The 14,435-nt window shown below is 69.1% G+C and carries 14 protein-coding genes; 1 reads left to right on the top strand and 13 read right to left on the bottom strand.

The window, feature by feature from the left end:
- Positions 1–14: 14 nt before the first annotated feature.
- Genes ACT9AS_RS06465 through rpoE form a run of 3 tightly spaced genes read right to left on the bottom strand, consistent with a single transcriptional unit; the run spans position 15 to position 3,141 of the window.
- On the bottom strand, positions 15–1,505 hold the full coding sequence (locus tag ACT9AS_RS06465; RefSeq protein ID WP_445099299.1) for a Do family serine endopeptidase: 1,491 nt from the start codon (positions 1,503–1,505) through the stop codon (positions 15–17).
- Positions 1,506–1,558: 53 nt separating this feature from the next.
- On the bottom strand, positions 1,559–2,521 hold the full coding sequence (locus tag ACT9AS_RS06460; RefSeq protein ID WP_445099298.1) for an RseA family anti-sigma factor: 963 nt from the start codon (positions 2,519–2,521) through the stop codon (positions 1,559–1,561).
- Positions 2,521–3,141, bottom strand: coding sequence for an RNA polymerase sigma factor RpoE (gene rpoE / locus ACT9AS_RS06455; RefSeq protein ID WP_445099781.1), 621 nt, complete (start codon positions 3,139–3,141; stop codon positions 2,521–2,523). Before rpoE ends, ACT9AS_RS06460 begins: the two co-directional genes overlap by 1 nt.
- Before the next feature lie 233 nt (positions 3,142–3,374).
- Here rpoE and ACT9AS_RS06450 point away from each other — a divergent pair, with 233 nt between their 5' ends.
- Entirely contained in the window at positions 3,375–5,444 is a 2,070-nt protein-coding gene (locus tag ACT9AS_RS06450; RefSeq protein WP_445099297.1) for a 3-hydroxyacyl-CoA dehydrogenase NAD-binding domain-containing protein, read from the top strand.
- Positions 5,445–5,569: 125 nt separating this feature from the next.
- Here ACT9AS_RS06450 and ACT9AS_RS06445 read toward each other — a convergent pair whose 3' ends face one another.
- The 10 genes from ACT9AS_RS06445 to fabD all read right to left on the bottom strand — a co-directional run bounded on the left by ACT9AS_RS06445 (position 5,570) and on the right by fabD (position 14,417).
- Entirely contained in the window at positions 5,570–5,929 is a 360-nt protein-coding gene (locus ACT9AS_RS06445; protein ID WP_445099296.1) for a PilZ domain-containing protein, read from the bottom strand.
- Positions 5,926–6,909 (bottom strand): DNA polymerase III subunit delta', encoded by a 984-nt coding sequence (locus ACT9AS_RS06440; protein WP_445099295.1) that lies wholly within the window; start codon positions 6,907–6,909, stop codon positions 5,926–5,928. Before ACT9AS_RS06440 ends, ACT9AS_RS06445 begins: the two co-directional genes overlap by 4 nt.
- Positions 6,906–7,553 (bottom strand): dTMP kinase, encoded by a 648-nt coding sequence (tmk, locus tag ACT9AS_RS06435; RefSeq protein ID WP_445099294.1) that lies wholly within the window; start codon positions 7,551–7,553, stop codon positions 6,906–6,908. The genes ACT9AS_RS06440 and tmk overlap by 4 nt, the downstream gene beginning before the upstream one ends.
- A complete protein-coding gene (gene mltG, locus ACT9AS_RS06430; protein ID WP_445099780.1) occupies positions 7,550–8,581 on the bottom strand; it encodes an endolytic transglycosylase MltG in 1,032 nt (343 codons plus the stop codon). Before mltG ends, tmk begins: the two co-directional genes overlap by 4 nt.
- Positions 8,582–8,610: 29 nt before the next feature.
- The gene (pabC, locus tag ACT9AS_RS06425; protein WP_445099293.1) at positions 8,611–9,492 is read right to left on the bottom strand and encodes an aminodeoxychorismate lyase; all 882 of its coding nucleotides are present in this window, start codon (positions 9,490–9,492) and stop codon (positions 8,611–8,613) included.
- A complete protein-coding gene (locus ACT9AS_RS06420; RefSeq protein ID WP_445099292.1) occupies positions 9,479–10,870 on the bottom strand; it encodes an aminodeoxychorismate synthase component I in 1,392 nt (463 codons plus the stop codon). Before ACT9AS_RS06420 ends, pabC begins: the two co-directional genes overlap by 14 nt.
- Before the next feature lie 33 nt (positions 10,871–10,903).
- Positions 10,904–12,160, bottom strand: a complete 1,257-nt coding sequence (fabF, locus tag ACT9AS_RS06415; RefSeq protein WP_445099291.1) for a beta-ketoacyl-ACP synthase II — start codon at positions 12,158–12,160, stop codon at positions 10,904–10,906.
- A gap of 133 nt (positions 12,161–12,293) precedes the next feature.
- Entirely contained in the window at positions 12,294–12,533 is a 240-nt protein-coding gene (gene acpP / locus ACT9AS_RS06410; RefSeq protein ID WP_332615151.1) for an acyl carrier protein, read from the bottom strand.
- A 103-nt stretch (positions 12,534–12,636) separates the two neighbouring features.
- Positions 12,637–13,383 carry a 3-oxoacyl-ACP reductase FabG gene (gene fabG, locus ACT9AS_RS06405; RefSeq protein ID WP_445099290.1) on the bottom strand — a complete coding sequence of 249 codons (747 nt, stop codon included), beginning with the start codon at positions 13,381–13,383 and terminating at the stop codon, positions 12,637–12,639.
- A gap of 107 nt (positions 13,384–13,490) precedes the next feature.
- Entirely contained in the window at positions 13,491–14,417 is a 927-nt protein-coding gene (fabD, locus tag ACT9AS_RS06400; RefSeq protein WP_445099779.1) for an ACP S-malonyltransferase, read from the bottom strand.
- Positions 14,418–14,435 lie beyond the last annotated feature (18 nt).

Below are 14,435 nucleotides of genomic sequence, written 5' to 3'. Positions count from 1 at the left end.
TGGCCGGCGATGGGTCAGTCCGGCGCGGTCACCGCCACGAACTGGCTGGCGCCACCTCGCTGGACCAGCAGCATCACCGTATCCCCGGCGTCCACCTCGGCGAGCGCGCGGTTGAATTCGGCCACGCTGGCGACGCTCTGGCGCCCGACCTGCAACACCACGTCGCCTGCCTGCAGCCCGGCTTCACGGGCGATTCCGGTGGGCACGCGTGCCAGCAGCACGCCTTCATCGCCTCGGACGCCGAGCCGCTGACGGGTCGCATCATTCAGCTCACGGCCCTCCAGGCCCAGCGGATTGGAGCCTGCGGGCACCGCGCTGTCGTCGTCATTGCCGCGGGTTCCCGCAGGGCCGGTGGCGCCCAGCGCGCTCTCGGCGCCGACGACCAGGTCCAGTTTCATGGTGTCGCCATCGCGAAGCACCTCGACGGTGGCCTTGCTGCCCGGCGCGATCGCACCGACGAGCGGCGGCAGGTCGCTGGCATCGGCGATGCGGACGCCGTTGAAGGCGCGGATCACGTCCATCCGGCGGATCCCGGCCTTGTCCGCGGCGCTGCCCGGCTGGACATTGGAAACCATCGCGCCGCGGCTGTCGGGCAACCCGGCCGCGCGTGCCATGTCCGCGGTGACGGGCTGGATGTTCACGCCGATCATGCCGCGGCGGACCTCGCCGGTTTCCTTGATCTGCTCGACCGCGTTCATCGCCAGGTCGATCGGGATCGCGAAACTCACGCCCATGTAGCCGCCGGAGTTGCTGAAGATCTGCGAGTTGATCCCCACCACCTCGCCGGAGGTGTTGAGCAGCGGGCCACCGGAGTTGCCGCGGTTGATCGCGACGTCGGTCTGGATGAACGGCACGTACTGCTGGCTGCGATTGGCGCGGCCGACCGCGCTGACGATGCCTGCCGTGACCGAGTGGTCGAGCCCGAACGGCGAGCCGATCGCGACCACCCACTGCCCCGGCTGCAGGCTGTGCGAATCGCCGGTGCGCAGCCATGACAGGTCGTCAGCCTCGATCTTGAGCAGGGCGATGTCGTAGGTCTCGTCACTGCCGACCACTTCGGCCTTGAACTCGCGGCGGTCCGACAGCGTCACCGTGACGTCGTCGGCGCCATCGATGACGTGGTTGTTGGTCAGCACGTAGCCGTCATCGGAGATCACGAAGCCGCTGCCCAGCGAGGTGCCGCCGCCGCGCGGGCCATCGGGCGCACCCGGCATTCCCGGCACCATGCCGAACCGGCGCAGCAGGTCCTCGAAGCCCGGTGGCATGCCGCTGCCGGCGCCACGCTCGGGCGGCGCGATTTCGGCGCTGATGTTGACCACCGCTGGACCGACCCGTTTGACCAGTTGGGTGAAGTCCGGCAGGCCGGTGACGATCGGCGCCGCGACGGGCGGCGTGACCGCCTGCGCGGCAGCAGCGGTGGTGGGAGTCTGTTGCGCGGTGCAGGCCACCGGCAATGAAGCGGCGAGGATGCCAAGCACGGCAACGGCGCGAAGCGGTCGGTTCATGGATCGGCCTCGTATTGCGAATGGATTCTGTGGTGGGAAACGCGGTGCGCCGGTCAGCGTCGCGGCCAGTCGGCCCCTTCCGATTGCCTGGCGCCCGGCGCTGTCGCGGATTCGGGCTGCGGCTCAATCAGTGGCTCGAACGGATAGAACGGTGATGTCGGGCCGGCTGGCGGCGCCACGACCGGGCGGCCGGAAAAACCGGCGGTGAAAGTGTTGCCGGTCGGATAGTCGGGCAGCGCCGCGCGCGGCCACGGGCGCGAAACGATCTCGCCCTGCGGCAGGAACGGATGGGTCGACGAGGGCTGGATCAGCGCGGGTGAGGGGTCGATCGTGGCGGCGACCGCCGTCGACGGGCTGGCAACGGCCGCCATCGCCGGCGACTCGACCTGGTTCCGCGAATTGCGAACGGCCGCGCGTTGCGACTGGCCGCGCGAACGGCGCTCACCGGCGCGGCGCGGCACCTCGGCGACCGCCACCGCGGCGGCGGCCAGACCGATCTCGGTACCCGGCGCCTCCGGGATGGTGTTCGGCGCGGATATCGGTGCGGCGGGCTCCTGCATCGCAAATTGCGCGGTTGCGCCCGCCTCGCCATCCACCGGCGCCGCTGTCGAGCCGGCGGTCGCCGCAACCTGCGGGGCCGATGACGGCAAGTCACCCGATTGCGAGAACGGGCGGACCACGAACAGCGCCGCCACCGCCACCGATGCGGCCAACGCGGCGCCACCGACCCAGCGCCGGCGCACCGGCGTCGCACGCGCCACGGCAGTCGCCGGTTGGGCCACGGCTTCCTGCGCCAACGCCGCGCCGACACGCTCCGCGAATCCCGCCGGCGCCACCGCGCCGGCCTGGCCGCGGAGCACGTCGCCACACAGTTGCCAGCGGCCGCACGCCTCGCGCCACTGCGGGTCGTGGTCGAGCCGCCTCAACGCGAAGCGCGCCGAATCGCCCTGCAGCTCGCCGTCGAACAGCGCGCTGAGGGTTTCCCGATCTGCATCATGGTGTTGGGTGGTGGACATCAAATGCTCCGTTCCCGGCGGTCGTCGTGGTCAAGCAGGGGTTTCAGTTCGGCATCGATGGCATCGCGGGCGCGGAAGATCCGTGAACGCACCGTGCCGATCGGACAATCCATCCTCTGCGCGATCTCCTCGTAACTCAGGCCATCGACCTCGCGCAGGCTGATCGCCGTGCGCAGGTCTTCGGGCAAACCTTCGACCACGCGCATGACGGTTTGTTCCACCTGCTGCCGCATCAATTCGCGTTCCGGCGTGTCGTTGTCGCGCAAGCGGACACCGACATCGAACTGCTCGGCCTCACCGACTTCGATGTCATCGGTCGGCGGGCGGCGGTTCTGCGCGACAAGGTGGTTCTTGGCGGTATTCACTGCGATCCGGTGCAACCATGTGTAGAACTGCGCGTCGCCACGGAAGTTCGGCAGCGCGCGGTAGGCGCGGATGAAGGTGTCCTGGGCGACGTCCTGGCACTCGCTCCAGTCGGAGACGTAGCGCCCGATCAGCCCGACGATCCGGTGCTGGTACTTGCGCACCAACGCATCGAAGGCCGTGCCGTCACCGCGCTGGACACGCCTGACGAGTTCCTGGTCCAGCTCCTGGTTTGACTCCACGTCGTTTTCGGCCATACCGCGCGCCGGCACTCCTGTCAGCTCGGCCGTGGCCGAACAATGGGACAACCCTGTCGGGGAAAAGTTCACTCCCCCAACGATTGGGGCACGGCGCGCCTTCCGCAACTGCCTCCCGGCACCCCCGGGACGGCAGACAACCGCCGCGCCGCCCCATGCCGACTTCATTTGACGGCGATCGAGCATCCTCGGGATGATAGCGGCCTATTCCATACCTGAACGGATGGTGCAGCATGGCCTCGCACGACACCGGACTTCCGAGCTTCGACGGGCTTCGCGTCAAACATTGGCACGCGGAAAAGCGCCCCGACGAAGTCCTCGTGCTGTCGCTGGACCGCGCGGGCGAGTCGGTCAATGCGCTGTCGCAGGACGTGCTGATCGAGCTCGACGGCCTGCTCGAGCGGGTCGCGATCGACCCACCCAGGGCCGTGGTGCTCCGCTCGGCCAAGGACAGCGGCTTCATCGCCGGCGCCGACATCAAGGAGTTCCAGGGCTTCGACGAAAAGGGCAACGTCGCCGGTGCGCTCCAGCGCGGCCAGCAGGTGTTCCAGCGACTGGCGCAACTGCCCTGCCCGACCGTCGCCGCGATCCACGGCTTCTGCATGGGTGGCGGCACCGAACTGGCGCTGGCCTGCGACTACCGCGTGGCCAGCAAGGACGGCTCGACCCGGATCGGTTTGCCCGAGGTCAAGCTCGGCATCTATCCGGGCTGGGGCGGCAGCGTGCGGCTGCCGAAGCTGGTCGGTGCACCCGCGGCGTTCGACATGATGCTGACCGGCCGCACCCTGTCGGCGTCTGCCGCGCGCGCGAACGGCCTGGTCGACAGGACCGCGGACAAGGCGGTGCTGGTCGACAGCGCCGCGTCGCTGGCGCTGAAGGGTGGCAAGCGGCCGTTCAAACAACGCTTCATGGGCTGGCTGACCAACACCTGGCCGGCGCGGCAGCTGATCGCGCCGATGCTGCTCAAACAGGTCGCGCGCAAGGCCCGCAAGGAGCACTACCCGGCGCCGTACGCGCTGGTCAACACCTGGAAGAACACCGGTGGCGGCATCGACCGCAAGCTCGCCGCCGAGCGCAAGTCGGTGGCGAAGCTGGCCTCGACCCCGACCGCGCGCAACCTGATCCGGGTGTTCTTCCTGCAGGAGCGGTTGAAGGCGGTCGGTGGCAAGGATCACGGGATCAGCCGGGTGCACGTGATCGGCGCCGGGGTGATGGGCGGCGACATCGCGGCGTGGTCTGCCTACAAGGGTTTCGAGGTCACCCTCAACGACCGCGAGCAGCGCTTCATCGACAACGCGATGGGGCGCGCCGGCGAGCTGTTCGCGAAGAAGGTCAAGGACGAGGCCAAGCGTCCGGCGGTGGCGGCGCGGCTCAAGGGCGACCTCGCCGGCGACGGCGCGGCCACGGCGGACCTGGTGATCGAGGCGATCATCGAGCAGGCCGAGGCCAAGCGCGGCCTGTACGCGGACGTCGAGCCGCGGATGAAGGCCGACGCGTTGCTGACCAGCAACACTTCATCGATCCCGCTGGTCGAGTTGCGCGACGACATCGCGCGTCCGGCGCAGTTCGCCGGCCTGCACTACTTCAACCCGGTGGCGTTGATGCCGCTGGTCGAGATCGTCCAGCACGACGCGATGGCCGAGGAGACCCGGCAACGGCTGGCGTCGTTCTGCAAGGCGATCGGCAAGCTGCCGGTGCCGGTCGCGGGGACGCCGGGGTTCCTGGTCAACCGGGTGCTGTTCCCGTACATGCTGGAAGCAGTGACCTTGTATTCGGAAGGCATCCCGGGCAAGGCGATCGACAAGGCGGCGGTCAAGTTCGGCATGCCGATGGGGCCGATCGAACTGGTCGACACGGTCGGGCTGGACGTGGCCGCCGGCGTCGGCGCGGAGCTTTCGCCGTTCCTCGGGTTGCAGGTGCCGGCGGCGCTGGCCGGCGGCGCCGAGCCGGGCAAGCGCGGCAAGAAGGACGGCCAGGGCCTGTACAAGTGGGAGGACGGCAAGGCGGTCAAGCCGGAATTGCCGGAGAACTACCAGGCGCCGGCCGACCTGGAGGATCGCCTGGTCCTGCCGCTGCTCAACGAGGCGGTGGCCTGCCTGCACGACGGCGTGGTCGCCGATGCCGACCTGCTGGATGCGGGGGTGATTTTCGGCACCGGTTTCGCACCGTTCCGTGGCGGCCCGATCCAGTACATCCGCGAGGCCGGTGCCGACGGGCTGCTGGAGCGGTTGAAGCAGTTGCAGGCGCGCCACGGCGAGCGGTTTGCACCGCGGCCGGGCTGGGATTCGGCGGCGCTGCGCTGAATTGCGGGCCTGCCGCGACCCCGCTTCTGTAGGAGCGACGTGAGTCGCGATCGGATGACGGGTCGCTCGACCTACTCCAGATCGCGACTTACGTCGCTCCTACAGGAGGGGCCAGCCCACTGCGGCTACATCGTGTGGGTCGCGCGCTCGGCGGCGAGGGTGCCGGCCAGCAGCGCTTCGATCTTGCCCTTGACGTTCTCGCCCTCGGCACCATCGCCGAACTGGACGCCGACCCCGGCCGGGCGATTGCCCTGCGCACCGGCGGGCGTCACCCAGACCACCTTGCCGGCAACCGGCAGGCGCTCGGTGGATTCGGGCAGGGTCAACAGCAGGAACACCTCGTCGCCGAGGAAGTAACGCTTGGGCGTCGCCACGAAGATCCCGCCCTGCTTCAGGTACGGCATGTAGGCGTTGTACAGCGACGCCTTGTCCTTCACTGCCAGCGACAGGATGCCCTGACGCGCGCTGCCGCCTGTCGAACTCATGCCTTCATCCCCTGTGCCACCTTGTCATTCCCGGCGCGACCAACCCCGGCCCGCCAGGCCATCAACAACTCGACCACCACCAGTTCCGCGCGCACCGTGGTGCGCAGCAATTCACGGGCGCGATTGGCGCGGTCGAACCACTCCGCCAGACTGCGCGCACGCAGCGGGTCGGTCAAGCCACGGGCCGCTTCGGCCACGGCGAGGTCGGCGGCGAACCTGAGCCGCTGGTCGGCCTCGCCATCGGCGGTCCAGCGTTGCGCCGTCTCGACCACCGCCAGTTCGCCACGCAGCAGTTTGTCGAGGTCGGAAGCGACTTCGCGCCGCACCGCCATGCCCTCGCCGCCCAGCCACTCGTGGGCGAGCCCCGGGTGGCCACGCGCGGCATCGAGCGCTTCCACGGCTCCGGTGGCGGGATGGCCCTGGCCCTGCAGCCAGTCCAGCGCCTCCGCGCGGGGCGGCAGGCGGAATTCGAGTTTCTGGCAGCGGCTGCGGATGGTCGCCGACAACCGGCTCGGCTGGGCGCTGACCAGCCACAGGTAACGTCCCGGCACCGGCTCTTCGAGGGTTTTCAGCAACGCGTTGGCCGCGGCGTGGTTGATCGCGTCGGCCGGGTCGATGATCACGACCTGGGCGCCGCCGTACTGCGGAGTCAGCGCCATCTGTTCGGACAGCTTGCGGATCTGCTCGATCACGATCTCGGTCCGCAGCTTGCTGCCATCCTTGGTCCGGACGAACGACACCAGTTGATAGTCCGGGTGGCTGCCGGCGGCCCACAAACGACAACCGCGGCACTCGCCGCAGGGCTCGCCATCGGTGCGACGGTCGGTGCACAGCAGGCGACGGGCGAGATGTTCGGCGACCTGGCGCTTGCCCAGCCTGCCCGGCCCGCAGAACAGCAGGCCATGACCCAGCCGGCCGGCGTCGAGCGCGGCCGCGGCCTGGTCGTGGATGCGTTGCTGCCAGGGCGCGAAGGTCGTCATCCGGATACCTGCAATGCGTCACGATGCGCCTGCAGTTGCGCCACCGCCTGTGCGGCAACCGCTTCAACCGGCTGGCTGGCATCGATGATCCGGAACCGCTGCGGTTCGGCCTCCGCGCGCGTGCGATAGCCGGTGCGCACGCGCTCGAAGAACTCGTCGGCCTCCGACTCGATCCGGTCCGCATCGCCACGTCCGCGGGCACGCTGCAGGCCGATCTCGACCGGCACGTCGAGCAGCAGGGTCAAGCCCGGACTGATCCCGACCACGCGCCGCTCGAGCTCGGCGATGAAATCGACATCCCCGCCACGGGCCGCGCCCTGGTAGGCGTAGCTGGCGTCGGTGAAGCGATCGCTCAGCACCCAGGCGCCCCGGCGCAACGCCGGCAGGATGGTCTCGCTGACGTGCTGGGCGCGTGCGGCGAACATCAGCAGCAGTTCGGTTTCCGGTGACGGCGGCTCGTGGCGGGTATCGAGCAGCAAGCCACGGATCTGCTCCGCCAGCGGCGTGCCGCCGGGTTCGCGGGTGCACACGACCTCGCAACCACTGGCCAGCAACGCATCGCGCAGCGCGGCCAGCACGGTCGACTTGCCGGCGCCCTCGCCGCCTTCCAGGGTCACCAGCCGCGGCTGTCGCTGCAGGCTCATTCGGCGTTACCGGTGTTCTGGTGGTAGTTGCGCAGGTACGTGCGGACGTTGGCCTGGTGCTCGGCCAGGCTGTCGGCGAACAGGTGCCGGCCGCTGCCGTCACCGATGGCGACGAAGTACAGCGCGGTGCCGTCGGCCGGGTTGGCGACCGCGTTGAGCGCATCGACACCGGGCATCGCGATCGGGGTCGGCGGCAGGCCGGCGCGGGTGTAGGTGTTGTAGGGCGTGTCGGTGACCAGGTCGCGGCGCCGGATGTTGCCGTCGTAATCCGTGCCAAGCCCGTAGATCACGGTCGGATCGGTCTGCAGCTTCATGCCGATGCGCAGGCGGCGCTCGAACAGTCCGGCGATCTGCGGCCGTTCCGAGGCGATGCCGGTTTCCTTCTCGACGATGGAGGCGAGGATCAGCATCTCGTAGGGCGTAGCGAGCCGGGTGTCGGGATCGCGCTGTTCCCATGCGGCAGCCAGCGCCTTCTCGCTGGCGGCGTACGCGCGACGCAGCAGGTCGAGATCGCTGTCGCCACGGGTGTAGAGGTAGGTCTCGGGCAGGAAGCGCCCTTCGGGATGTTCGTCGGCATGGCCGAGCGCCGCCATCAGCTCGGCGGCGTCCATTTCAGCGGACTCGTGTTCCAGCGGCTCGGCGGTCGCCAGCGCGGCGCGAAGCTCGCGGATGTTCCAGCCTTCGACAATGGTGAAGCGGTGCTGGATGGTGTCGCCCTCGCGCATGGCGACCAGCAGCTCGCGCGGCGAAGTGCCGGGATCGAGCGCGTATTCGCCGACATGCAGGTTCGCGGCCGCACCCAGTTGCCGCGCCAGCAGGCGCCATTCGAGCTGTTCGCCTTCGCGCACGCCAGCCGTACGCAGCTTCGAGATCACCGTCGGGAACGAATCGCCGCGTTCGATCACCACGCTGTCGCCCTGCTGCAAGCCGGCGAGCGGTGCGTCGGCGAACGCGGTGTAGCGCTGCCATGCCCAGGCCCCGACCGCGGCGGCCGCGATCGCCAGCACAACCAGAAGCAACAGGAACATCACGCCAAAACGACGCTTGCGGGTGCGGCTCACGGCATCTCCGATGGGCTGGATGGGTGGGAACCGGACGGAGCAGGTTCCGTCGCGGCAAACCCGGGATGGGCCCGGGCCAGGCGTCGCTGCCATTCAAGCACCGCGGGGTGCTGCCGCCAACGTCGCGCGCCCAGTCGCGCGACCGGCAGGATACCGCGCACCGCGTTGGTCAGGACGACGGCGTCGGCAGTTTCGATATCGGAAACCGCCAGCCTCGCCTGCTCGATCCCGGCGTTGTCGAGCAGCCACTGCCGGCACACGCCCGCGACGCCGCAGCGGTCCAGCAACGGCGTGCGCCAGCGGTCGCCATGCAGTACGAACAGGTTGGCGGCGGTCGCGCTGACCACGTCACCTTCGGTGCTGCACATCAGGCCGTCGTCGGCGTTGCCGTCATCGGTACCGGCGGCCAGCCATTCGGCGCGCGCGAGCACCTGTTCGAGGCGGTTGCAATGCTTGATCCCGGCCAGCGCCGGCTGGATCGCCAGGCGGGTGGCGCACCAGCGCAAGCTGATGCCCTGCGGCGGCATCGCCGCGGGCAGTGGATGGCGGGCGAGGATCCAGACCGGCTCGGCATCCTGCGATGGCGCATAGCCGCGACCGCCACGGCCCCGGTCGAGTTGCAACCTGAGCACGGCATCGGTGCCGGCGAGCAGGCGCCCGGCCTCCTCTCGCACCTGCGCCTGCCGCGGCAACGCCAGCCCCAGTCGCGACGCGCCGCGTTCGAACCGTGCCCAGTGCAAATCCCACCACGGCAGTCCGCCACGATGCGCGCGCATGGTTTCGAACACGCCGTCGCCGTAGGCCAGTCCCCGGTCATCCAGCGGGATACCCGACACCCGGTCGTCGCCGACGAATACCCGGACCTCAGGGCTCGCCACGCGCCCCCCGTGCATCATCGATCCCGAGCGCACGCAACATGCCGCGCGCCTTGGCCCGGGTTTCGTCGAGTTCGCGCTGCGGGTCGGAGTCGGCGACGATGCCGGCGCCGGTGCGGAACCGGAGCAGGCTGCCATCGCAATCGTCCTCGACCTCGGCGCTGCGGATCAGGATATTGAGGTCGAGGTCGCCGTCGCGGTTGAGCCAGCCCATCGCGCCGGTGTACGCGCCACGGCCCTCCCCTTCCAGCTCGGCGATGATCTGCATGCAGCGCACCTTGGGGCAGCCGGTGATGGTGCCGCCGGGAAAGGTCGCGCGGATCACCTCACCGGGGGTGACGCCTTCGCGCAGGCGGCCGCGCACATTGCTGACGATGTGGTGGACGTGGGCGTAGCTCTCGACCGTCATCAGTTCGTCGACCTCGACACTGCCCGGCGTGCAGACACGGCCGAGGTCGTTGCGCTCCAGGTCGATCAGCATCACGTGTTCGGCGCGTTCCTTGGGATGGCCGACCAGCTCGCTGATGCGCGCGTGGTCGTCGTCACCGGGCGTGCGTGGACGGGTCCCGGCGATCGGACGGGTCTCGACCAGGTCGCCGCGCACCGATACCAGGCGCTCCGGTGACGCGCTGACGACCGCCCAGTCCGCGCCGGCGAACAGTCCCGCAAACGGCGCCGGGTTGTTCTCGCGAAGGCGCTGGAACAGTGCCGCCGGCTGCAGCGGCCGGTCGAACCGCGCACGCCAGCCGCGCGACAGGTTGGCCTGGAACACATCACCGGCGACGAGATAGTCGAGCACCCGGGCGACGCCATCGGTGTAGCAGTGCGGCGGGTCCTCGTCGATCCGGTCCGGCGGCTGCCATCCGGGCAACGTAGCGAGCGTCGCGACCGGCGCGAGGTCGGCCACGATGCTTTCCAGCAGCGCCTCGTGACCGGGCTCGACAACCGCCACGCAGTCGCCGCTGGCGTGGTCGCGCAGGATCGCACCGGGGCACCGCAGCGCGAGCGCCACCGGCAGGCCACCCGGTGCCGGCGGCAGCCGCAGAACCGGCTCGACCTGGGCCGCCAGTTCATACCCCAGCAGCAATGCCCAGCCGCCACGGAACGGCCAGCGCGGCTCGTCACGGGCGGTCCGGGCGGCGCTCCATGCAGCATCCAGCGCCTGCAGGAAGTCGCCGGTGACAACCCGGCCATCGGCATCGCGGGTGACCCCATCGCGATCCAGCCGCAACGAAGCGCCTTCGACGACCAGCAGCAGGTCCCAACGTCCCTGCGCGGTGCCGGCGGCACTGGATTCAAGCAGCAGCGGATAGCGCTCGCGATCGTGCCGGTGCAGGTCCAGCAGGTCGATCGAGGGCGGCAGCGCGCGGGTCAGCAGCATGTGGAGTCGTCACCGCGTGCGCGCGAATCCGTTTCAGACCCGCTTGAACACCAAGGTGCCGTTGGTGCCGCCGAAGCCGAAGCCGTTCGACATCGCGACGTCGATCTTCGCCTCGCGCGCGGTGTTGGGCACGTAGTCGAGGTCGCAGCCCTCGCCCGGCTCGTCCAGGTTGGTGGTCGGCGGGATGATGCCCTCGTGCAGCGCCATCACCGAGAAGATCGCCTCGGCGCCGCCGGCCGCGCCGAGCAGGTGGCCGGTCATCGACTTGGTCGAGCTGACCATGGTCTTGTAGGCGTGGTCGCCGAACGCGCGCTTGATCGCGAGGGTTTCGGCCAGGTCGCCCAGTGGCGTCGAAGTACCGTGGGCGTTGAGATAGCCGATCTCTTCCGGGTTGACCCCGGCATCCTTGATCGCCATCGCCATGCAGCGCGCCGGGCCTTCGCCGTTCTCGCTGGGCGCGGTCATGTGGAACGCGTCGGAGCTGGCGCCGAAGCCGGCCAGCTCGCAATAGATGCGGGCGCCGCGGGCCTTGGCGCGCTCGTACTCCTCAAGCACGAGGATGCCGGCGCCGTCGCCGAGCACGAAACCGTCGCGGCCCTTGTCCCACGGGCGCGAAGCGATCGTCGGGTCGTCGTTGCGGGTCGACATCGCCTTCATCGCGCAGAAGCCGCCAACCGACGTCGGCGAGGAGCCGCGCTCGGCGCCGCCCGCGATCATCACGTCGGCGTCGCCGTACTGGATCATCCGCATCGCCATGCCGATCGAGTGGTTGGACGTGGCGCAGGCCGAGACCGCGGAAAAGTTGGGCCCCTTGATGCCGGTCAGCAGCGACACCTGCCCCGGCAGCATGTTGATGATGGTGCTGGGCACGTAGAACGGCGAGATCTTGCGCGGGCCGCCCTCGTTGAACTTGATGGTCTGCTCCTCGATACCGAGGATGCCGCCGATGCCCGAACCGATCAGCGCACCGATGCGCTCGGCATTGGAGTCGTCGACGACCAGGCCCGCGTCCTCCATCGCCATCATCGAGGCGGCGACGCCGTAGTGGATGAACGGGTCCATCTTGCGCGCGTCCTTCGGCGACACCCATTTGGTGACGTCGAAATCGCGCACTTCGCCGGCGATGCGGGTGGTGAAGCCCGTGGTGTCGAAATGCGTGATCGGACCGATGCCGGAGCGGCCGTTGATGACGCCGTCCCAGCTGCTGGCCAGGTCGTTGCCCAGCGGCGAGACAAGGCCGAGGCCGGTGACGACGACGCGCCGGTTGAAGGAGGCCGGACGATTGGACATGGATGACTCCGCTTGCGAACGCGACCGGCGATGGGCCGGATCCGCGCCTGGAAATGTGCGACGGGCGATGGCTGTCGAGAAAGACGCAGGGCCGCACGATGCGGCCCCGGTCTGTGTTGCTGGAAGCAGGTGCTTACGCCTTGACGTGCGCCTTGACGTAATCGATCGCCTGCTGGACCGAGGTGATCTTCTCGGCCTCTTCGTCCGGGATCTCGCACTCGAACTCTTCTTCCAGCGCCATCACCAGCTCGACGGTGTCGAGCGAGTCGGCACCCAGGTCGTCGACGAACGAGGCGTTGTTGGTGACGTCCTCTTCCTTCACGCCCAGCTGTTCAATCACGATCTTCTTGACGCGCTCTTCGATGCTGCTCATTGCTGTTCACTCCTCCCGGACGGGATATTCGATGGAATAGTGTAGTGGAATCGAGGCCCCTGCGAATAGCCGCAAAAGGCCTTGTGTCTCAATGCTTTATGGCCTAGGCCATATACATGCCGCCGTTGACGTGCAGGGTCTCGCCGGTGATGTAGGCGGCCGACGGCCCGGCCAGGAACGCCACCGCGCGCGCGATGTCGGCCGGTTCGCCAAAGCGGCCCAGCGCGATCTGGCCGAGCATCGCCTCCCTTGCGTCCTGCGGTAGTTCGCGGGTCATGTCGGTGTCGATGAAACCCGGCGCGACGACATTCACCGTCACCCCGCGCGAACCGATCTCCTTCGCCAGCGACTTGCTGAAGGCGATGATGCCGGCCTTGGCCGCGGCGTAGTTGGCCTGCCCGGCATTGCCGGTGACGCCGATCACCGAGGCGATGTTGACGATGCGGCCCTTGCGCGCCTTCATCATCGAACGCATCACCGCCTTGGAGGTGCGGTAGACGCTGGTGAGGTTGGTGTCGAGGATCGCCTGCCAGTCCTCGTCCTTCATCCGCATCAGCAGGTTGTCGCGGGTGATGCCGGCGTTGTTGACCAGGATCGAGATCGCGCCGATGTCCTTGCCGATGGCATCGAGCAGCGCGGTGATGGAATCCGGGTTGGCGACGTCCAGCACGCGGCCGTGGCCACCGCTGGCCGACAGGCGTTCGCCGATGGCGGCGGCGCCCGCTTCGGACGTCGCGGTACCGATGACCGTGGCGCCCTGCGCGGCCAGTTCGTCGGCGATCGCCGCACCGATGCCACGGCTGGCGCCGGTGACGAGTGCGATCTCTCCAGTGAGGGGCAAGTTGCTCATGTGCTTCCTTCCTTCGAGGGAGTAGGAGCGGCTTCAGCCGCGATCGAGAGTCGGTTCGCACGACAAGGCATGCGATCGCGGCTGAAGCCGCTCCTACAGGGTTCGGGTTATTTCCAATCGCCCAGCGCGGCGTCGAAATCGCCCGGCGCCCCGAGTGCGCGTGCGTCGACCGACTTGTCGATGCGCTTGACCAGTCCGGCCAGCACCTTGCCGGGGCCGCACTCGGCAACGCGGGTCGCACCCGCCGATACCAGTGCCTGCACGCAACCGGTCCACTGCACCGGAAGGTACAGCTGGCGCACCAGCGCGTCACGGATCGCGTCGGTGCCTTCGTGCACGGTGGCGTCGACGTTCTGCACAACCGGCAACCGCGGCACCTGCCATTCGATTCCGGCCATTGCCTCGGCCAGCCTGTCGGCGGCCTCGCGCATCAGCGGCGTGTGCGAGGGCACGCTGACGGCAAGCTTCACTGCCTTGCGCACCCCGCGTTCGGCCAGTTGGGTCAATGCCTTGTCGACGGCCGCCGCATGGCCGCCGATCACGATCTGGCCGGGCGAGTTGTAGTTGGCCGGGACCACCACTTCCTTGCCCGAGGCCGCTTCGCAGACTTCCTGCACCAGCGCATCCTCGGCGCCGAGCACGGCCGCCATCGCGCCGGTGCCCGCGGGTGCAGCGTCCTGCATCAGTTGTCCACGCAAGCGCACCAGCCGGGCCGCATCCTCCAGCGCCAGCACGCCGGCCGCGACCAGCGCGCTGTACTCGCCCAGGCTGTGACCGGCGAGCCGCGCCGGCATCGCGCCACCGCGCGCCTGCCACAGGCGCCATACCGCGACGCCCGCCGCCAGCAACGCCGGCTGGGTGAATTCGGTCTGGTTGAGACGGTCCTCGGGACCGGACTGGCCCAGCGTCCAGAGGTCGGTGCCGGCACCGTTGCTGGCCTCGGCGAAGGTTTCACCGATGACCGCGTGGTCCTGCGCCAGCCCGGCGAGCATGCCGAGCGACTGCGAACCCTGCCCCGGGAAAACGAAGGCCAGTTGCGGATCAGCTTGTTG

This window comes from Lysobacter sp. F60174L2 (genome assembly GCF_052547135.1).
Note: the sequence above shows the minus strand (reverse complement) of the source record. Positions and strands in the feature narration are given on the sequence as shown.